The organism is Wolbachia endosymbiont (group B) of Dolichovespula media (genome assembly GCF_947179505.1).
In the GTDB taxonomy this organism is placed as follows: Bacteria; Pseudomonadota; Alphaproteobacteria; order Rickettsiales; family Anaplasmataceae; genus Wolbachia.
The window spans coordinates 814,570-834,082 of sequence record NZ_CAMXBR010000003.1 but is presented as its reverse complement, the minus strand read 5'-3'; the positions used below and the strand labels follow the sequence as shown (position 1 = coordinate 834,082).

17 protein-coding genes and 1 tRNA gene are annotated in these 19,513 nt (G+C 33.7%); 3 read left to right on the top strand and 15 right to left on the bottom strand.

The genetic code is table 11. The features are described 5' to 3' along the window. Nucleotides 1-90 precede the first annotated feature (90 nt). Nucleotides 91-2,694, bottom strand: a complete 2,604-nt coding sequence (gene acnA, locus OM967_RS06640; protein WP_264337817.1) for an aconitate hydratase AcnA — start codon at nt 2,692-2,694, stop codon at nt 91-93. A gap of 6 nt (nt 2,695-2,700) precedes the next feature. Continuing rightward, a complete protein-coding gene (secB, locus tag OM967_RS06635) occupies nt 2,701-3,204 on the bottom strand; it encodes a protein-export chaperone SecB (protein WP_007302467.1) in 504 nt (167 codons plus the stop codon). Between the two features lie 163 nt (nt 3,205-3,367). Between secB and OM967_RS06630 the strand changes: the two genes are divergently transcribed. From OM967_RS06630 to OM967_RS06620, 3 genes are read left to right on the top strand one after another with little or no spacing between them, the layout of a single operon-like run. Beyond that, entirely contained in the window at nt 3,368-4,027 is a 660-nt protein-coding gene (locus OM967_RS06630; protein WP_250120273.1) for a Tim44/TimA family putative adaptor protein, read from the top strand. Continuing rightward, a complete protein-coding gene (gene dnaQ, locus OM967_RS06625) occupies nt 4,027-4,731 on the top strand; it encodes a DNA polymerase III subunit epsilon (RefSeq protein ID WP_250120272.1) in 705 nt (234 codons plus the stop codon). The genes OM967_RS06630 and dnaQ overlap by 1 nt, the downstream gene beginning before the upstream one ends. A gap of 35 nt (nt 4,732-4,766) precedes the next feature. Beyond that, the gene (locus OM967_RS06620) at nt 4,767-5,366 is read left to right on the top strand and encodes an SCO family protein (RefSeq protein WP_211907744.1); all 600 of its coding nucleotides are present in this window, start codon (nt 4,767-4,769) and stop codon (nt 5,364-5,366) included. A gap of 52 nt (nt 5,367-5,418) precedes the next feature. Here the strand turns inward: OM967_RS06620 and rnc are convergent, their stop codons facing one another. The 13 genes from rnc to OM967_RS06555 form a co-directional block, all read right to left on the bottom strand. Beyond that, nucleotides 5,419-6,111 (bottom strand): ribonuclease III, encoded by a 693-nt coding sequence (gene rnc / locus OM967_RS06615; RefSeq protein WP_211907743.1) that lies wholly within the window; start codon nt 6,109-6,111, stop codon nt 5,419-5,421. Nucleotides 6,112-6,203: 92 nt separating this feature from the next. Then, nucleotides 6,204-7,280, bottom strand: a complete 1,077-nt coding sequence (locus OM967_RS06610; RefSeq protein WP_211907742.1) for a quinone-dependent dihydroorotate dehydrogenase — start codon at nt 7,278-7,280, stop codon at nt 6,204-6,206. Between the two features lie 214 nt (nt 7,281-7,494). Beyond that, nucleotides 7,495-7,566 (bottom strand) — tRNA-Cys (locus OM967_RS06605). Nucleotides 7,567-7,572: 6 nt separating this feature from the next. Then, on the bottom strand, nt 7,573-8,463 hold the full coding sequence (locus OM967_RS06600; protein ID WP_211907741.1) for a class I fructose-bisphosphate aldolase: 891 nt from the start codon (nt 8,461-8,463) through the stop codon (nt 7,573-7,575). Nucleotides 8,464-8,521: 58 nt separating this feature from the next. Next, a complete protein-coding gene (locus OM967_RS06595; protein WP_211907740.1) occupies nt 8,522-9,529 on the bottom strand; it encodes a molecular chaperone DnaJ in 1,008 nt (335 codons plus the stop codon). A gap of 56 nt (nt 9,530-9,585) precedes the next feature. Next, a complete protein-coding gene (locus OM967_RS06590; protein ID WP_264337816.1) occupies nt 9,586-11,865 on the bottom strand; it encodes an AAA family ATPase in 2,280 nt (759 codons plus the stop codon). Nucleotides 11,866-12,162: 297 nt separating this feature from the next. Beyond that, nucleotides 12,163-13,389, bottom strand: coding sequence for a DEAD/DEAH box helicase (locus OM967_RS06585; RefSeq protein WP_264337815.1), 1,227 nt, complete (start codon nt 13,387-13,389; stop codon nt 12,163-12,165). Between the two features lie 34 nt (nt 13,390-13,423). Continuing rightward, nucleotides 13,424-13,675 carry a cold-shock protein gene (locus OM967_RS06580; RefSeq protein WP_006015726.1) on the bottom strand — a complete coding sequence of 84 codons (252 nt, stop codon included), beginning with the start codon at nt 13,673-13,675 and terminating at the stop codon, nt 13,424-13,426. A gap of 174 nt (nt 13,676-13,849) precedes the next feature. Continuing rightward, nucleotides 13,850-15,184 (bottom strand): TldD/PmbA family protein, encoded by a 1,335-nt coding sequence (locus OM967_RS06575; RefSeq protein WP_264337814.1) that lies wholly within the window; start codon nt 15,182-15,184, stop codon nt 13,850-13,852. Nucleotides 15,185-15,202: 18 nt separating this feature from the next. Beyond that, the gene (gene atpG / locus OM967_RS06570; RefSeq protein WP_211907736.1) at nt 15,203-16,075 is read right to left on the bottom strand and encodes an ATP synthase F1 subunit gamma; all 873 of its coding nucleotides are present in this window, start codon (nt 16,073-16,075) and stop codon (nt 15,203-15,205) included. 166 nt (nt 16,076-16,241) lie between these two features. Continuing rightward, on the bottom strand, nt 16,242-17,462 hold the full coding sequence (locus OM967_RS06565; RefSeq protein WP_250120268.1) for a tetratricopeptide repeat protein: 1,221 nt from the start codon (nt 17,460-17,462) through the stop codon (nt 16,242-16,244). Next, on the bottom strand, nt 17,459-18,190 hold the full coding sequence (locus tag OM967_RS06560) for a hypothetical protein (RefSeq protein WP_211907734.1): 732 nt from the start codon (nt 18,188-18,190) through the stop codon (nt 17,459-17,461). Before OM967_RS06560 ends, OM967_RS06565 begins: the two co-directional genes overlap by 4 nt. Beyond that, on the bottom strand, nt 18,183-19,412 hold the full coding sequence (locus OM967_RS06555) for a lipoprotein-releasing ABC transporter permease subunit (protein ID WP_211907733.1): 1,230 nt from the start codon (nt 19,410-19,412) through the stop codon (nt 18,183-18,185). The genes OM967_RS06560 and OM967_RS06555 overlap by 8 nt, the downstream gene beginning before the upstream one ends. Nucleotides 19,413-19,513: the final 101 nt, after the last annotated feature.

Below are 19,513 nucleotides of genomic sequence, written 5' to 3'. Positions count from 1 at the left end.
AGATTATATCATAACTTTACATCGAATAAATTATTATTTAAATAAAGAGCCAGAATCGATTCAAAAAACCTAGTTGATGAATGTGATAGCTCAAAAGGACTGCGCAAGTATATAGCTCAACACCCCACCACTCATCAAGTACTTAACCTCAGTTGCAGTTTGTACACAGCACTTGAGTTGAATGGATTGCTCTGAATCATCCTTTCTTTTAATGATACATTCTAGATTTCCATTTGGTACTACTTCACCTTTTATGCTCACTATCTCACTACCATCAAATATCTTTCTCGTTACTCCATCCTGAAATGCAAGTGGAAGAACACCCATACCGACCAAATTGGACCTATGTATGCGTTCAAAACTTTCTGCAATCAGAGCTTTAATTCCCAGCAATGCAGTACCCTTTGCTGCCCAATCCCTACTTGAACCCGTACCATATTCTTTTCCTGCAATGACAACTAATGGAACAGCTTCTCTTTTATATTGCATTGCTGCATCAAAAATTGACATAGTTTCTTGAGAAGGAATATGTTTTGTATAGCCACCCTCAGCACTCACCATTTTATTTCTTATTCTGATATTAGCAAAGGTTCCACGCATCATTACGTTGTGGTTACCGCGGCGAGATCCATATGAATTGAAATCTTGCGGTTCAACTCCAAGACCTTTTAAATATATGCCTGCAGGACTATTTGAGGCAATATTTCCAGCGGGAGAAATGTGGTCGGTAGTCACGCTATCGCCAAATATCGCGAGTATTCGTGCATCCTTTATATCAAAAATGTTGCTTTTATCATTGTCAGTCAATAAATTATCAAAATAAGGAGGGTTTTGTATATAAGTACTTTTCTCATTCCAGTTGTAGATTTCACTTTTCTCACACTTTATCTTTTGCCAATGCTCATCACCAGAGAAAACATCCTTATACTTTTGTATGAACATTTCACGTGTTACAACACTTTTAACACAGTTCTCAACTTCATCATTTTTTGGCCATATATCTTTGAGATAAACATCATTTCCATTCTTATCTCTGCATATAGGATCTTTTGTCAGGTCAATTTGTACAGTGCCTGCAAGTGCATAAACAACAACAAGTGGCGGAGAGGCCAAGTAATTAGCTTTGACTGAAGGATGGATTCTTCCTTCAAAGTTACGATTACCGGATAAAACTGCTGCAACAGTCAAGTTTTTATCCTTAATATCACTTTCTATATCTTCATTAAGCGGACCGGAGTTTCCAATACAAGTTGTACAGCCATACCCAACCAAATTAAAACCCAAAGCATTTAGATCTTCCTGTAACCCTGACTTTTCTAAATATTCTGTTACAACTTGTGACCCTGGAGCAAGAGAAGTTTTAACCCAAGGCTTTGATTTTAATCCAAGGTTGACTGCATTACGCGCTACAAGTCCAGCAGCAATCATTACGCTTGGGTTTGAAGTATTAGTGCAACTTGTTATTGCTGCAATAACTACACTTCCATCTTGGAGTTTATCGCTTTCCTCTGACTCATTAACTGGAAATGATTTAGAAAAAGATTCTGCCACTTGCGAAAGAAAAACCTTATCTTGCGGTCTTTTTGGACCGGCCATTACTGGCTCTACGCTCGATAAATCAAGCTCCAGTGTGTCAAAGAACGCCAATTCGTCATTACTACGCCACAGCCCTTGTTCTTTTGCATAGACTTCAACCAATTTAACCAACTCTTTTGGCCTTCCGGTTAAGTTTAAATAATCTAGTGTCTTCTGATCAATTGGAAAGAATCCACAAGTTGCACCATATTCTGGAGCCATATTAGCTATGGTTGCTCTATCTGCCAAAGATAAATAATCTAATCCATCACCATAGAATTCCACAAATTTGCCAACAACGCCTTTTATTCTTGAAACATTGGTAATCGTCAGCACTAGATCGGTTGCAGTTACTCCTTCTGAAAGTTTTCCAATTAATTTAAATCCTACTACTTCTGGAATCACCATACTAATTGGCTGACCAAGCATCACAGATTCAGCTTCTATTCCACCAACACCCCAACCAAGAACCGATAAACCATTCACCATAGTAGTGTGGCTGTCCGTACCAACTAAGGTATCTGGATATAGAACTCCGCTATCGTTACATACAACTTGCGCTAAATATTCAAGATTCACTTGGTGGCAAATTCCAGTACCTGGTGGCACTACTCTAAAATTTGTGAAGGATGATTCTCCCCATTTTAAGAATTGATATCTCTCTAAATTTCTTTTCACTTCCAATTCAACGTTTTTACAAAATGCGGAAGTGCTTCCGTAACTGTCCACTTGAACAGAGTGGTCGATCACAAGATCAACAAGTACAGATGGATTTATTTTGCTTGGGTTGCCCCCGTTTTTCTTCACATAATTACGCATCGAAGCTAAGTCAACAATAGCAGGAACTCCCGTAAAATCTTGCATCAATACCCTTGCTGGTTTATAGCTAATTTCGTGATTGACATGTTTATTGACACAACTTGCTAGTGTTTTTATGTCACCCAATTTTACGCTCACTCCATCTTCGTTACGCAATAAATTTTCAAGCAATACCTTGAGTGAGCAAGGCAATTTTGTTAAATCTACTCCTAAGAATTTACCAGCGTTACTTAGGTTAAAGTAGTTATATAACCTTCCATCAATATTTAAAGTCGTCTTTGCATTTAAAGAATTGTTCATCCTGTATTAGTTAAAATTGGAATTACTAGCGCTACTTTTTTGTTGTTGACTTTGCTGCTGATACATAGTTTCAAAATCTATAGGATCTAGCATAAGTGGAGGAAACCCGCCACTACTTGTAGTTCTTGCAATTATTTCTCTTGCAAAAGGGAAAAGAAAAGTAGGTCCACCAATAAATAAAGCTTGTCTCACCTCTTCTTCACTTAGCTCTGTAAAGTTTTCTATTGAAAAAATACCGCAATACTTTACCTCGCAAATGAAAGCTATATCATCTTTTACATCTTCATCTTTTACCGTTGCTTTGGCTTCTATATGCAAAGTAATTTCATGAAAAGGCTTTTCTTCACTTATTCCTTTTTTATTTTCTGTTCCTTCTAATTTTGCTGAATTAATATTAACCATTACATTAATATCAGGAGCTTTACTAGAAGGAAGGAATGGCGAATTTGGATTCTCAAACGAAAAATCTTTGACATACTGACCATGAATTTTCATTTTGTGTTGTGACATTTCTTACGTCTCCTTTAATTAAGTTGAGATGTTTAATACTTTCTTATATAATATATCCATTTACAAATGAATAGTAAACCTAACTATAGGTTAATATGAAAAACATATTTTTATCAATAATTAATAATATTTAGATACTTTATATATCAAGGAGTAAGTTACCATGATAGAGCTTGTAATATATGCTTTACTAGCGGCGTTTATTTTTTCACGCTTATATAATTCTTTAGGAAGATCATCCAGTCTCAATCTAAAAAAGCTAACAGGTGTATTAGATGTAAGTCAAAGTAAAGAGGATGTGGTAGAAAATATCGAAGATTATACTTATAGCAATAACAAAAGTTCAATAGAAGCTACTTATGAACAAATATTACAAAAAAACAGAGAGTTCTCTATTTCCAATTTTATAGAAGGTTCAAGCATAGCTTTTGAATTAATAATTAAATATTTCAACCAAGGAAATTTACCTCAATTAAAATCTCTTCTGGACAAAGATTTGTATAACAGCTTTGTGGATAAGATTAAACATCGTAAAGAGATACACGAGTCTATAATTGTTTCTATTGTTTCACAAAAAATCTTAGAAATAAAACTAGTAAAAAACGTAGTATTTATTGCAGTATACTTCCTTTCAGAGCAAATTAACTTCGTTAAGAATGGTGAAGGAGACATCATATCAGGTAGTATGTCTACTATTAACAAAGTTGAGGATGTATGGCAATTCAAAAAAAATATTAATTCATCAGACCCAACCTGGTTGCTTGTTTCTATTAACTATAAGAAGGCAAGTACTGATAAAAATTCAACAACAAATGACAACTGATGGAAAGCAAGCTACGAGAAATAGTACTTGATACTGAAACTACAGGTCTTGACACTGAGTCTGGCCATCGAATTATTGAGATAGGATGTGTAGAACTAATTAACCGTATTCCAACAGGTAAAACATTTCATCGATATCTTAATCCAGAGAGAGATATACCTTACCACTCATTTAAGATTCATGGTATTAGTGAGGAGTTTTTGGAAGATAAACCACTATTCTCAGATGTTGCACTTGAATTTCTTGACTTCATATCCAATGACATTTTGGTGATTCATAATGCTGAATTCGATGTTAAGTTCCTTAATATGGAGTTAGGCAAGTTAAATGCTGGGTTAATTTCCTCAGATAGAGTGCTAGATACATTACCACTTGCAAGAAAAAAGTTTGTAGGATCACCTGCTTCTTTAAATGCATTATGTAAACGTTTTGATATATCGTTGGAAGGTAGAGAATTGCATGGAGCATTAGTTGATGCTCAATTGCTTGCAAAGGTCTATGTTGAGCTTACAGGAGGATTGCAAACCTTTTTATTTAATAATGAATGTGCTCAGGACAATAACTCTACGTTTATTCAGCATAAAGTGCGTAATTTAGCTCGCAGAGAACACTCACCAAGTAGTGAAGAATTTGATGAGCATAAGAAACTGTTAGACAAAATTAACAATCCACTTTGGAAGGAATATGTTGAATCAGTCAACTAGTTAATATATGATTTAATTTTATTAGGAACGCTTTAATGGTAAAGTCTATAAGGTTATTGTCTAGTCTACTAATAGCATTAGCAGCTGTCTTCTTAGGTTATTGTTATTTTACTAAGAAAGGCATCTTTGTCCCATACAATACAGAAATTAAAATAGGTGGGGATTTTTCTTTAATTAACCAAGATGGACAAATAGTACGCAGTAGTGATTTTAAAGATAAGTATATGATGATTTTTTTCGGATTTTCCTCATGTAAAAGAATTTGCCCTATGAACCTCGGAATAATTTCAGAAACACTTGCAAAGTTAGATGAAAAAACTAACAACAAACTACAAACATTTTTTATTACAGTTGATCCCGAGCGTGATGACACAGAAAGTCTTAAAGAATTTCAGCAGCAATTTGACCATAGAATACAAATGCTAACTGGTGAAAGACAAAAAATAGATGAAGTAGTTGCAAAGTATAAAGTATATGCAAGCAAAGTAGGTGGAGAAGAGGAAATTAACCATTCTTCAATAATATACCTTATTGGCCCTGAAGGAAAATATGTCACACACTTTGTAGCTGATTTAAATTCAGATGAAAGTCAATCTGATAAGATTCTGGCTGAGATAAAAAAATATGTAAGCTGAACTAAAGAGCTTAGCTTACTTTAAATTTATGCTAACGGCTATTTTGATTAAACTAAGTCGTTTTTTCAATTTTTTCTAGGATCAACTCAGCAGCTTTTTGTTCAGCAATTTTCTTACTAGGAGCACATGCAGAAACTTTGTCATAACTCTCTATGCAAACTGATATAGTAAATTCAGGATTGTGTGCTGGTCCAGTTTGTTTTACAAGCTCATACTTTGGTAAAGGTAATTTATTTCTCTGAGTCCATTCTTGCAGTGAAGTTTTAGGATCTTGAGGAGGATCGAGGATGTCCTTAGCTAGCTTTTCCCAATGTCGGATAATAAATTTCTCAACACTCTCAAGTCCGCCGTCAATATAAATTGCACCTATTAGTGCTTCAAGCGAATTTTCTAAATTTTTTAAGTTACATTTTCCTCCGTTACAACGTTCACTATTATTCATGATAATAAAGTTACCTAACTCTATTTCTTTAGCAACATTAGCAATGGTACTGCCACAAACTAAATCCGTTTTTCTTTTTGCCAATGCTCCTTCTTTTTCTTCAGGAAATAGTTTAAACAGTATGGCAGATACGACCATATTCAAAACACTATCGCCCAAAAACTCTAGTCTTTCGTAGCTTACAATCTGGTTTTTGCTATTCCTTTTATTTACGCTTGGGTGAGTTAGTGCCTCTTCTAATATTGCATAATTTGTAAATTTATAATCAATGATCTTAGATATTGCATCATTCAAACTCTTCATACCCATTATTTAAAAGAAAAGCACTTCCTACCACACCTTTATACTAAAAAATTAGTATTATTTTACTAAAATAATACCACCAACTTCCAAAATTAATGTATACAACCCACCACCTCACTAATGTTACTAAATCCATCTCTCCTTATTAGTTCTGCAAGTTCTAGATTAATTTTGTTTACAACTTGAGGTCCGTGGTATATGAGAGCAGTGTACAACTGTACCAAAGAGGCTCCTGCCTTTATTTTTTTATATGCATCAGCACCACTTGAGATTCCTCCGCATCCTATCAACAATATTTTGCCCTTAGTAAGTTTGTACATATCGCTCAATAACTCAGTTGAAAGTTTGAACAGTGGTTTACCACTCAATCCGCCACTTTCGTTGTGGTGGAAATGCAGATTATCTCTACTTACCGTAGTGTTGCTTACTGTTAATCCGTCAATCTTATATTCCAACACAAGCTCAGCGATATTTTCTTTCGTTTGCTGATCTATATCTGGAGAAATTTTTAATATTATCGGTATTGATTCAGAGCTATCAATTGATTTTTTGGTTAGAGTAATAGACTTCAACAACTTGGATAATTCTTGTTTGTTGTGTAAATCACGCAAGTTAGGTGTATTTGGGGATGAGATGTTCAGTACTATATAATTGCTCTTTCCATATACTATCTTTATTAAGTCAACATAATCGCTGATTTGGTCCTTTGATGTACTGTTTTTTCCTATATTGATGCCAAAAATGCAATTATCAAGCTTAGTTTCACTTATCTGCTTAAGAAAATAGTCCACCCCTTTATTATTGAATCCCAATCTATTAATTATTCCTTCATCTTTAATTAACCGAAAAATTCTCGGTTTTTTGTTTCCATATTGGGGATATTTAGTTACAGTACCAGCCTCAATAAATCCAAAACCAAATGAGAGCATGGGCCTTAGAACTTCCGCATTCTTATCAAAGCCTGCGGCAAGACCCACAGGACTTCTAAGTTTATTACCAAAAAAGTTTACATTTAAAGACTCTGGTAGCTCTATAGGTTTCTTAAAGGGCATTTTTTTTAACGCCATTATTAACAAGAAGTGAGCAATTTCAGGTGGTAGCAAAAATAGTAAATTACGCAATATCATTTTGTAAAACACTTTGCTCATTTTTAGTTTATTTTTTACCATGCAACAAGAATAACTTAGAAAGATTGAGGTTTATCGAAATAGTAAGTATATAGTTTCTATGCAGAGAAAAAACTAATTTTTCTGAAGGGAAACAACAACTTGATTAGTATTTTTATCTAGTAATTCTAGGTAGCCAAATTTGTTAATTTGAGATTTTATTAGTATAGGAATCTTATTTCGATTTAAATAAAATCAATGATCTAATTGGAGTAAGAGGCCGGGACCGGAATTGAACCGGTATAAAAGGATTTGCAGTCCTCCGCATAAGCCATTCTGCCACCCAGCCATTTTTTTATGCGTAGATATTAATTATATCTTTTAGCATAGATAAAGCTTCTTCTCTTTTGCGTTGAAAAGTATTACGCCCAATTATTGAGCCATTACCACCGCCTTGCTTAATTTCTTTTACCTCACTACTTATATCACCCACTGACTTTGACTCACCACCAGAGAAAACTACTATTCTTTTTCCTGCAAAGCAAGACTTTTTAATATATTCAATTCTTTTGAATAATGATTCAATATTTTCTATTTTTTCTCTTTCCATATGGTTGGTTGGAAGTTTTACTTTTATTATGTTGGCACCGAGCAAAGCCGCTATATGCGCAGCATAAGCAATGACATCAACTGCTGTTTCACCTTCTTTGGAAATCCCTTCACCACGTGGATAAGACCATAGCACTACAGCAAGGCCACAAGATTTAGCCTCAGCTATAATTTTGCGAGCTTCTTCCATCATATCAAAACACTTAGCAGAACCAGGATATATAGTAAACCCAACAGCCACGCAGCCCAAACGTAGAGCATCTTTTACAGAGGAAGTTATTGCTTGATCTGAAGTTAAGCTTTTTGAGTGCAAAGAGTTAGCGCTATTAAGCTTCAAAATAAGTGGTAGCATTCCAGCATAAGTTGAAGCACCAGCTTCGATCATACCAAGCGGAGCAGCGTATGCACTTACTCCTGAATCAACTGCAAGCTGAAAATGATAATGTGGATCGTAAGCATCAGGGTTAACTTCAAAACTTTTTATTGGTCCGTGCTCAAATCCCTGGTCTACAGGGAGAATTACTAACTTGCCAGTTCCACCAAGTTTCCCATGCATAAGAATGCGAGTAAGATTCGCTTTTACTCCAGGGTTTTCACTTTCGTAGTAACTTAGGATTTGTTTTACTTCTTCACTCATTAATATCTTCAAATTTACTCAAAGTGTAGCAAAAACTATAGTTGAAGCAAAGACCTTTTTATGCTCTTGTTCCTACGCCTATATTTAAAGGTGTAACTTTAGGATCAGTAGTATGCTGTTGTGGTTTTTCTTGAACTAAATCTTCAAAATACATTTTAACAATAGGAAGAACGAGCGGCATAAGTACTAATTTGTAGTCATACCATGCAAATTTTTCTTTATAACTAAATTCCGCATCTTCTTCATATAAACACTGGATACAGTATTCACCATATAGTTCAAAAGCTTTTATAAAAGTTCTAAGTAAAGCAATAAGTAATAAATCTAATAGTAAATTAGCCATAAGCACCATTCCATATTGAACAGGCCAGCCATTTTGTGCAATTTCCGATACTAAACTGCACACAGCAAACGCTGCTGCTATACATAGCACATAATTATCAGCAGCAATAAGTAGATTGTATCTTCTATTTAACCTATCTAGATTTTCTTCTTGTGAGCCTCTTTGTTTACTTGCTGCATAGATAATACTACAAAAGGATATAATAAATAACCATGGCCAAACTCCGATGCTGAATGCATAAAATTTATAAGCAATATTTTGCACTTTGCCACTGTTAGCAAGTTGTGATAAGCAATATTTGACTTGAGGCGACGGACCAAGTACCACATTTGCTAATATAAAAAATAAACATGCTCTATTCACAGCTTTCTCTCTACGCAATAGAATCTCATTGATTCTCCTTTGTTTTTCCTGCACTTCTCGCTGTAATGTTATAGATATGCCAGGAGTTCTTCCTGCTTTTAAGTCGTTAAGATATTTCTCTAGCTTATCTTTATCTGCACTAAGTTTTTTAAACTTTTCTTCAGCTATTTTTTTCTCTTTCTCTCCTACTACTTTATCAGGGTGACATTTTAATGAAGCTCTTCTAAAGCGCCGCTCAACTAACTTAAGTACATCATCAAACTCCTGGCTTATTACTTCTTCTGCTTTTATTCCCAGCCTTGAAAATAAGTTCTGTAAATCTTGATTACTGTAATATTGATTTCTGGTTAAACTTGCCACTATAGCCTCATTAAAAAATAGTGACTATACTACAAATTTAATACTCAAGCAAGAATTTAAACTATATCAAAAGCAATTCCGTGTTTACCAATATAAATCCTTAATTTCTTTCCTTTAATTAATCGACGATTCAGTATTTCTTCAGCCAAATGACTTTTTATCTCTTTTTCAATCAGCCTCTCTATTGGGCGTGCTCCCATTTCTTTGCTATAACCTGTTTGAGCAAGATAAGACTTTACTTCTTCTTCCACTGAGCAGCTTATACCCTTCTGCACAAGTTGTTTTTTTAATTCCTGAATAAATTTATCCACAATGTGCAAAATGACATCCGCATCCAAATCAGAAAAGGAAATGACTGCATCAAGACGATTACGAAATTCAGGGCTAAAAACCCGTTCCATTGCTTTTTCGCTGTCACTGATGTTAAAGTTTTTATACCCAAAGCCAATAGAACTTTTGTTACGTTCAAATGCCCCTGCATTGGTTGTCATAATTAAAATCGTATTGGAAAAATTAACCTTACGTCCGTAAGTGTCTGTAACACAACCATAATCCATGATTTGTAGTAATATATTATAAATATCACTATGAGCTTTCTCAATTTCATCAAGAAGTACTACGCTATATTGATTATTAGATACAGATTCTGTAAGCAATCCACCTTGATCGTAACCCACATATCCAGGAGGGGAACCAATCATTCTAGATATTGTGTGAGGTTCCATATACTCAGACATATCAAACCGAATAAGGTTCATACCCATATTTTGTGCTAGTTGCTTCGCAAGCTCAGTCTTACCTACACCAGTTGGCCCTGCAAAAAGATACTTTGCCAAGGGTTTATTGTAACTTCTCAGACCAGATTTAGCAATTTTAATAGAATTAACGAGAAACTCTATCGCTTGCTCTTGACCAAAAATGGCCCTATTGAGATTTTCTTTCAAAGATTTTACTCTTTGCATATCATCAAACCCGCAAGGTACGTTTGTAATCCTAGCGATAGTACTCTTAATGTCTCTACTGTTTATAATTTTTCGCCTGCTTTTTTGTAACTTACAATATGCCCCTGCTTCATCTATAACATCAACTGCTTTATCAGGTAATATTCGCCCAGTAATATACTTGTGTGAAAGTTCAGCTGCAGATTTAATGGCATGTTTCGTGTAATATACTCCATGATACCTTTCATAGTAATGCTTTATACCATCTAGTATCTTTACTGTATCATTAATAGAAGACTCTTTTACATTAATTTTTTGAAACCTCCTTGCTAATGCTTTATCCTTTTCAAAGCTATTGCTATATTCTCTATATGTAGTTGCACCTATACAACGCAACGCACCTCTTGCAAGTGCAGGTTTGAGCAGATTGCCAGCATCAAGAAAGCTGCCACTTGTTGAACCTGCTCCAATAATAGTGTGTATTTCATCAATGAAAAGAATAGCGCCAGGTTTTGCCTCAATTACTTTTATTATAGATTTTATTCTCTCTTCAAAGTCACCTCTATAGCGTGTTCCTGCAAGAAGTGATCCTAAATCCAAAGCATAAATTATGCTGGATCTCAGTGCACTCGGAACACTACCTTCAATAATTTTCAATACCAAGCCTTCAACTATTGTTGTTTTACCAACACCTGGTTCTCCGACATATAAAGGGTTATTTTTTCTGCGTCTTAGCAAGATTTCTATAGTGCGATTTAATTCATAATCACGACCAATGACATAATCTATTTTTTTGCTTCTTGCATAATCATTTAAATTTCTACAATAATTTTGTAGAACTTCTTCATCTTTTAATAATTCACCTTTATTTGCTACAGTAGAGATATCGTTATTCTTATCAAGTTTTATCCTGCGATTAGTTACATATTCTTCTATATCACCTGAATATTTTATATTGGATATGTTATAAATCAAATTAGAATCCTTTGCATTCTGTTTGCGTAATAGCTCTTCAATGTATAAATCTTGCTCAGACAGAATCTCTAATAGAATACTTACTCCATTTATTTCTTTTCTTCCCAGACGATGAGCTCGTATCATGGCTTTATGTATTATGCGTTGAAATAGCACATCAGGCTCAACTTTATTGACAGTTAATTCGGAGTTGTCTTGTAAAAAACCTTTTGTATTATTACCATGATCATTCCTTAATATAATATTATCTATATTTATAATTTCACCAGCTTTGATGTTACATCTTGATAAAACATAATTTACATCCACATCTTTGGTTAATGCTAGCAACAAATGTTCCACTTTTGCATATTTAAGCTTACAATCAGAAGCAATCTGTAACGCTCTATTTAAACTTGCCTCTAAATTTTTAGAAATCATCTATTCTCTTTAAAAGTGTAAATTTATATATAATTAGTAGCACACAATTATTAAAAAAACTGAAATCTAGCAGCTCGTTGTAGCCAAATTGAATGAAGCTACAGATTATAGCCCACACAGCCTAACATTATACCGTTGTGATAATCTCAAAACATTATAAGCAGCAGAATTAAGATTATCAAATTGTAGGTAAATCTAATTTGGGCTAGCTATATATTCTTTCTACCATCCTCCAATCACTTCACTTTGCAGCAAGCTTACTGGAGCTTTTAAAGAATAGAAGAATAGTTAAGTACATTAATACGCTTTTTCTAGTACTCTGCTTTTCTTCTTAAATACATTGATCTTTTTTCTACCGTATTTAGCCTTTAACGTACTTGGCCTTTTAAAGATCTTTTTGCCGTTACGTTTTTGAGATTGCATACTACAATCAAAATTTGGCTCTCCTTCTTTATCTGCTAGTGCAGGCAGTCTTCTCTGATCTTGAGGTGTAACAAAAGATAATGCAAATCCTTCAGCTCCCGCACGTGCAGTTCTACCTATACGATGAACATAATCAGCTTGCGATTGTGGTACATCATAATTGATAACATGTTGAATGTGCGGAATATCAAGGCCGCGAGAAGCAACATCTGTTGCAACCATGATTCGATTGCGGCCACGACGAAAAGAATTAATGACTCTTTCACGCTTGTGCTGCCTTAAATCACCATGAATTGCCAAAGCGCTATAGTCATCTTTGTGCAATTTGTCAGCTAGCTGATCTGCTCCTCGCTTTGTTTTGACAAAAATAATGATCGATCCTTTGCGCTGACATAATTGTGTAACAAGTTTTCCATATTTTTCTGATTCTGACGCATAAACAATTTCTTGCTTAATTTTTGCAGAAGTTGTAGCCTGACAATCAACAGAAACACGCTCTGGCTGATTAAGGTACTTCTCAGTAAGTTTAACTATATCACTAGGAAGAGTTGCAGAAAACATAAGAGTCTGACGTATTTTTGGCAGATATTTCATGATCCCTTCAATTTGAATTCCAAAGCCCATATCAAACATACGATCCGTTTCATCAAGCACAAGAGTGCTGACATTGCGAGTAATCAAAGCTTTACGCTCAATATGATCTATAATACGACCAGGAGTACCTATTATGATTTGTGGTTTTTTCTGAAGCTGATTTAGCTGCCTAAAAATAGGCTCACCTCCAATCAACAAAGCGACTCTTAGTACAAAATTTTGAGATAAGAGTTTTCTTATCTCATTTGTTACCTGATGAGCAAGCTCTCTGGTTGGCACGATGACTAAAGCTGAACCAATGCTTGGCTCATTCAGTAATTTAGCAACCAGTGGAATAGCAAATGCCAAAGTCTTTCCAGTTCCCGTTTGAGCAGATCCAAGGATATCTTTGCCCTGGAGAGCTAGAGGAATCGCTTGCATTTGAATCGGGGTTGGAATACAAAGATTATTTTTACTTAGAGCTTGCCTAAGCAAAGTTGGAAGCCCCATTTCATGAAAGTTACTCACAATACATTACCCTATTAAAAAGCTTCACGATAGACTAATCTTCTAATCTTAAATTTATTGCAGACTTTTTATCTTCCCCGTTCCTACCACGCTCCTCTTTAAGCTCATAACTTACTCTTTCCCCTTTCATTCCTTTCTTTTTATCCTCTCCTCGAAGTGCATCAGGTCTTATTCCTGAACGTTCTAATGTACTAACATGTACAAAAACGTCCTCACCTTTACCTTCTGGCTTGATGAAACCATAGCCTTTTTCAACATTAAACCATTTTATATTACCAAATTCCATATGGATAACTCCTAAACTACTAACTAATATTATTAATGTGATGAAAAACTTTGAAATTACGATTTAGAATGCTTTAAGCTTAGTTACTGCAACTAAACTTCTATACTCCATAGTCTATTCTTAACATTACATAGTAATAGTACACAATTATTGTACTTAATGCAACTAAAATTTTTAATCACTAAGTGAACCTGCTACTGTCATTTCGCTAACTTTAATCGTTGGTGAATTAAAATGCCCACAGAAAGTTAGGTCATTTGCAACAACTAAATTGCTAAACATATTTTTCAAATTGTCGGCAACAGTAATCTCGTGTATTGGATACGTTATTTTACCATTTTCTATAAAAAATCCGCATGCACCTTGACTATAATCGCCATTGATTAAATTAACACCAAAACCAAATAAATCAGTTACATATATTCCTTCTTTTACTTCCTCAATTAATTCCTTAAACGATCTATTACCATTTTTGAAATAGAAATTACTAGCTGAAGGAATAATTGCAGCATTACTTGCACGAGTTGCATTTGCGGTCGTTTCCAAGTTTAATTTCCTAGCCGAATATAGATCTAAAATCCAGTTTTGCAGTACTCCATTTTTTACAAATTCATTTCTTCTGCTCATTATTCCTTCCCCGTCAAACGGTCTTGATGTTATACCCCTTGGTAACAATGGGTCATCAATAATGCTAATCTCAGTATTAAAAATTTGAGTATTTAAACTATTTCTCAAAAAAGAGCTATTATTTACAATATTGCTACCATTTATGGCAGAAGCAAAGCTCTTTACTAGCTCTTTTGCTGCTCTTTTTTCAAAAACAACCGGAAATTTGCCTGTCCTGATTGTACATGAATCCAATTGATCTATTGCTCTTTTTGCTGCTTCTTTCCCTATTGACTCCGGTGTTTTTAAATCACTGAAGTTGCATGCTACATCGTAATCGTAGCCTATTTTCATTTCACTCTTTTCTCCAGCAACAACAGAAACCTGATTAACAAAAGTTGACTTACTAAATGAACCAACAAAACCAGAAACGGTTGATAATACTGTATTTACTGAAGTATGTGAAGATGAAGCTCCTTCGGAATTAATAATATTTTTATGTGCAAGAGCTGAATTTTCTGTAGCTTCAGTAATTTCTTTTAATTTATTAATTGTTACAACATTATTATCTGAGATATTTAAATCTGCAGAAGAGATATAATTACTGCCATCTACAGCAAAACTAATATAAGGATCTTCCTGGGCATTCTTTGCCATTTCCACCACTTGGCTCACTGCACTACTAAGATTATTCAAATCGTTTGTGGAAATATACGCAGCTTTGTTCTTACCTGCTATAGCTCTAATTCCGACAGTACAGTTTTTAGATTGTGATATTTGTTCAATTTTTGATAGACGCTGAGAAACCGAGGTCTTATTAGTTTCATATATTGTAACTTCTGCGTCTTGATTCTGCTTTTTTATTAGTTTAGTGATATCTGCTGCAATATTTAATATATTCATTTTTCATTCCTTGAGTTTCTATAAAGATTCTGCACCACCTATAACTTCAATCAAATCAGTTGTAATTGCTGCTTGACGAGAACGATTATAAAGTAATGCTAGTTTATTTAGCATTTCTTTTGTATTTCTGTTTGCTGATTCCATAGCAACCATCCTAGCACTATTTTCACTTGCTGCACTTTCAAGTAAAGCAGAATAAAGAGCAGCTGTAACATAATCTTGAGTCAAAGATTTTAAAATAAACTCAATATTTTGTGGTTCATACTCATAGCTGTAATCTGTTAGAGGACTAACTACAGAATTATCAATTAATAATGAGTCTTTACTCCATGGTTTTATTGTTTCTAATATTGGCTTTTGCATGAAGGTATTATAGAATTTATTGTAAAAAACCTTAACTTTATTGTATTTACTTAGATCTATATCACTAACCAAGGCTTCCACACGCTTTAGTGTGATTCCCTTACTATTTTCAACCTTCAAGATATTTTTAGAATTAAATCTATTTTTGCCTGTCTCAAAAGCTTTCTTACCAAAAAAAACAATGTCTACTTTCTTATCATTTGCAATTAATTTGTTTATATGCTCCTGACTGAATTTAACAACAGAGGAGTTGAAGCTGCCACATAAACCACGATCAGATGCAATAATAAATACTAGGAAAGAATCTTCATTATTGATATTTAGAATTCTTGCTAGTAACTCTTGATCCGCTGATAGCGCTAGTGAAGAAATAATGCTATGCAGCTTAGATATATGCAATTTTGAATTTGATAATTTCTTTTGGCTTTGTAATAATTTTGCTGCAGAAACCATTTGCATTATTTTCGTGATTTTCTGCACAGACTTAATATTTTTAATTCTTAAGGATAATTCCTTTAAGCTCTTCATTTTATATATAATTCTAATTTATTAAAATATATAACTGATAATGTCTAAAAACAAGTTTTTTTGACATTGGAGTCAAACCTAACTAAGAAACTCACAGATTTACTGTTTTGAGATAAAGATTATATTAAAGCAATCTCGATGTAAAAGTATCACACCTTATGGAGTCTTATAATATAAGGTAAATACAATTAAGACTATTGCAACTTGAGCACTTATAATCCCATTGCTTTAGCTCTTTATTACAATCAACACATTTCCAATCTGGATCAGGCACAGCTTCTGAGTCCATCTTATTTAGCCAGTAAATTGCTTGATCATACTCTTGTAGCATAATCTTGAGCTGTACCATCACAAGGTAGATTGATATGTAATTAGCTTTTTTCATAGCAATATCTAAATGCTGACTTGCAAGATCATATTTCCCTAAGCTAATTGAAGACAAAGCAAGCAAGCAATAACTAAAATAATAATCAGGGCGTAAGTTATATAGTCTTTCAGCGCCTTTATTATTTAACTTGATATACATTCTAGCTGATTGAGGAGTAGGATTTACTCTATACTCTTCCTCTAATACTGTAGAGGCTTTTCTGATTTTTTCAAGCTTGATATATAATTCTGCCTTTAAATAATTGATGGGCTGAAAAGTTGCATAATAACTTTGTGCTTTAGCTAAATAATCTATAGCTTTGTAAAAACTTCCTTTACTTTCGTATTGCTTTGCTAAAGCGCAATAAAAAACCGCTAACATCTTTTTACGATCAAAGGGAAGAAAAATATTGAATTTGATAGCTTCCTTTAACTTTGAAATTGCATTTATCCAATCTTCTTGCAATATACAATGCTCTATTTGAAAGGGAATAGACAAAATTTTATCATTAATTGAACTAGAGCAATATTCTATAAATTTTTGAAAGACTAACCTTTCTTGCTTTAGGTGAATAATCAGTTTATTGATCAGAAGTAGAGCTAAGTTGCGATTTTTACTTGCAATACTCGTTAAATTATGGCTGAAAAAGCTGTAATTTCCCGTTTTACCTGAATTAAAGAGCTTTACTAAAGATAATTTATCACTTTCTTCATTTAGATTTTTAATTAGCTTATTGGTGTTCTCTATATTACCTAAGTCTAAGCTAAAGAAAGCTTCAAAGAGAAGCAATTCTTCCCTACTTCTTCTTCTATTTTTTATGTTAGCAAATGTTGATGAAATAGAAGAACAAAAACGTGCAACTGCAATCAATAAAAATAATAAGACTACGCAAGCAAGAATAACGAAATATAGATCAATACTTATAGTGTAATTGCCTAATTCCAATTTTATTACTTCACCACTTACCTTGATCCATATGCCAAATAAAAAAGAAAAAGCAAAAATTATAAAATAAATCATGAGATGTATTGTAATAAGTGACGATATATTATTGAAGTATTCTTGAAAGCTACAATAAAATCATTCAATTTATTAAGCCATGGTTTGAATTCTGGGTATGTTAAGTCACTTATTGCGGTGGCTATGCTCTGCCAATCATTATCGCTTATTAATTCTTCAATTTCCGCAAGCTTTAACCTGAGTGGATCACTACGATCATCTATCTTTATCCAATTTGAAATGATTTTTTTAAACAAGTTACTTTTATTGTAGTTAATAACAGTCATGTTCTTCTCAAAAGACAATTTCAACCCGCGTAAAGTATCTACCTCTTTCAAATTTTCCAATTCATTTACTGCATTTTCTATTTCTGGATCGTCAAGCTCTGATATCAAAGGCTTTATTGAATTTATATGATTATCAAACTTGGCTCCTCGCAATAACGAATTCTTCATCTTAATCACAAGTAGCAGCAACTTTGCGAGGTTCTTATGCCTTAAACTACCATCACCCTGCTCACATTGAGTGTGAAGATTTCTCTTTAAGTCAAATATCCTTTTTTCTACCCTAGATTGATTAATTTCAAGCAACATTCTAAGTTCATCTATCTTTTCCGTTAAAACACTTATACTGTCTTCACTTTCTTGCTGATTTATTTTAAAAAATATTATGTTATTTATTGTAATATAGCTGGCAAATAACAATACAATTAAGAACCAACCTATGCATTTTTTTCGAGTATCATTCATAACGTAATATCTCCGCTGGGTCTTGTGCAGCTGCCTGCAATGCAGGAGGAATTGTTGCTAAAAATGACAAGAACAATGCAAGTGCAGAAATGTTCACTACATCTTGAGAAACTAATATCACTGGCAAACTTGAAAAAAAGTATATCATAGGATCAAATAGCTTGATGTTGGTAATGTTTTCTAAAAACACTCTAATATTTTCAATATTGAGAGAAAAAACAACCCCTATAATAGAGCCAAGACAAGTTCCTGTAAAACCAATGAGCAATCCACAAGCACAAAATATGCGCATAATGCTTCCGCTTGTTGCACCAAATGTACGCATAATTGCAATTGCAGATTTCTTTTCTTGCACTATCATCATCAAACTTGAAACAATATTGAATGCTGCTACAACTATAATTAAAGTGAGAATTAAAAACATCACATTTCTTTCAGTCTTTAAAGCATTAACATAATGGCTTTGCTGAGATTGCCAACTTTCAGCTCTCATTCCTGTTTCTTTTGCTATAACGTTTGCTAGCTTATTAGCCATAGCAATATCATCTACAAACACTTCTATACTTCTCACATTATCTTTATAATTAAAAAAAGCTTGAGCTGACTTTATGGGCATATACACCAAAGTATTATCATACTCAAACATACCCATATCAAATATTGCTACAACTTTATATTCTTTCATTTTTGGTATTTCACCAGACAATGCGTCAAATCCTTCAGGTGATATAAGCATAATGTTATCACCATAATCAATATTCAAAGCTTCTGCTAATCTTGCCCCTATTATGATACCTTCATCGAATTTTTCCACGTTACCCATAATTACATTATTCTTAACGGTAGTATTATTAAGTAAGTCTTTAGTTGACACACCACGGACTACGCTACCCACAATTCCACCATTTGCTGCAACGATCACTTGATCATTGGTCATAGAAGTAGCTTTTAATACACCTGGGATTTTCTCAATAGATTTTAACACTACGTGGTAATCTGAATTTATGCTTCTATCAAAGTAAACATTAATATGGCCATTAATGCCAAGTACAGAGTCGAGCAGCTTTGCTCTGAACCCATTCATTACAGACATTACTACTATTAGCGTTGCAACTCCAAGAGCAATACCAATAATAGAAAACAAGGCCATTATAGAGCAAAATCTAGAATTCTTTGCTCGCAAATAGCGAATAGCCATAGTAAATTCAAAGGCAATAGACATTATACTAAGATTTAAATATCATACTTTTTATGCTTCATATAACTGTAATTTTTCCTTTACCTCAAATTAGGTTGTCTAAATTTAGCAAGCTTATAGAATAT

Excerpts from the sequence above, each read along its gene's own strand:
- acnA (WP_264337817.1), bottom strand. The coding sequence starts at position 2,694 with ATGAACAATTCTTTAAATGCAAAGACGACTTTAAATATTGATGGAAGG.
- secB (WP_007302467.1), bottom strand. The coding sequence starts at position 3,204 with ATGTCACAACACAAAATGAAAATTCATGGTCAGTATGTCAAAGATTTT.
- OM967_RS06630 (WP_250120273.1), top strand. The coding sequence starts at position 3,368 with ATGATAGAGCTTGTAATATATGCTTTACTAGCGGCGTTTATTTTTTCA.
- dnaQ (WP_250120272.1), top strand. The coding sequence starts at position 4,027 with ATGGAAAGCAAGCTACGAGAAATAGTACTTGATACTGAAACTACAGGT.
- OM967_RS06620 (WP_211907744.1), top strand. The coding sequence starts at position 4,767 with ATGGTAAAGTCTATAAGGTTATTGTCTAGTCTACTAATAGCATTAGCA.
- rnc (WP_211907743.1), bottom strand. The coding sequence starts at position 6,111 with ATGAAGAGTTTGAATGATGCAATATCTAAGATCATTGATTATAAATTT.
- OM967_RS06610 (WP_211907742.1), bottom strand. The coding sequence starts at position 7,280 with ATGGTAAAAAATAAACTAAAAATGAGCAAAGTGTTTTACAAAATGATA.
- OM967_RS06600 (WP_211907741.1), bottom strand. The coding sequence starts at position 8,463 with ATGAGTGAAGAAGTAAAACAAATCCTAAGTTACTACGAAAGTGAAAAC.
- OM967_RS06590 (WP_264337816.1), bottom strand. The coding sequence starts at position 11,865 with ATGATTTCTAAAAATTTAGAGGCAAGTTTAAATAGAGCGTTACAGATT.
- OM967_RS06580 (WP_006015726.1), bottom strand. The coding sequence starts at position 13,675 with ATGGAATTTGGTAATATAAAATGGTTTAATGTTGAAAAAGGCTATGGT.
- OM967_RS06575 (WP_264337814.1), bottom strand. The coding sequence starts at position 15,184 with ATGAATATATTAAATATTGCAGCAGATATCACTAAACTAATAAAAAAG.
- atpG (WP_211907736.1), bottom strand. The coding sequence starts at position 16,075 with ATGAAGAGCTTAAAGGAATTATCCTTAAGAATTAAAAATATTAAGTCT.
- OM967_RS06565 (WP_250120268.1), bottom strand. The coding sequence starts at position 17,462 with ATGATTTATTTTATAATTTTTGCTTTTTCTTTTTTATTTGGCATATGG.
- OM967_RS06560 (WP_211907734.1), bottom strand. The coding sequence starts at position 18,190 with ATGAATGATACTCGAAAAAAATGCATAGGTTGGTTCTTAATTGTATTG.
- OM967_RS06555 (WP_211907733.1), bottom strand. The coding sequence starts at position 19,412 with ATGTCTATTGCCTTTGAATTTACTATGGCTATTCGCTATTTGCGAGCA.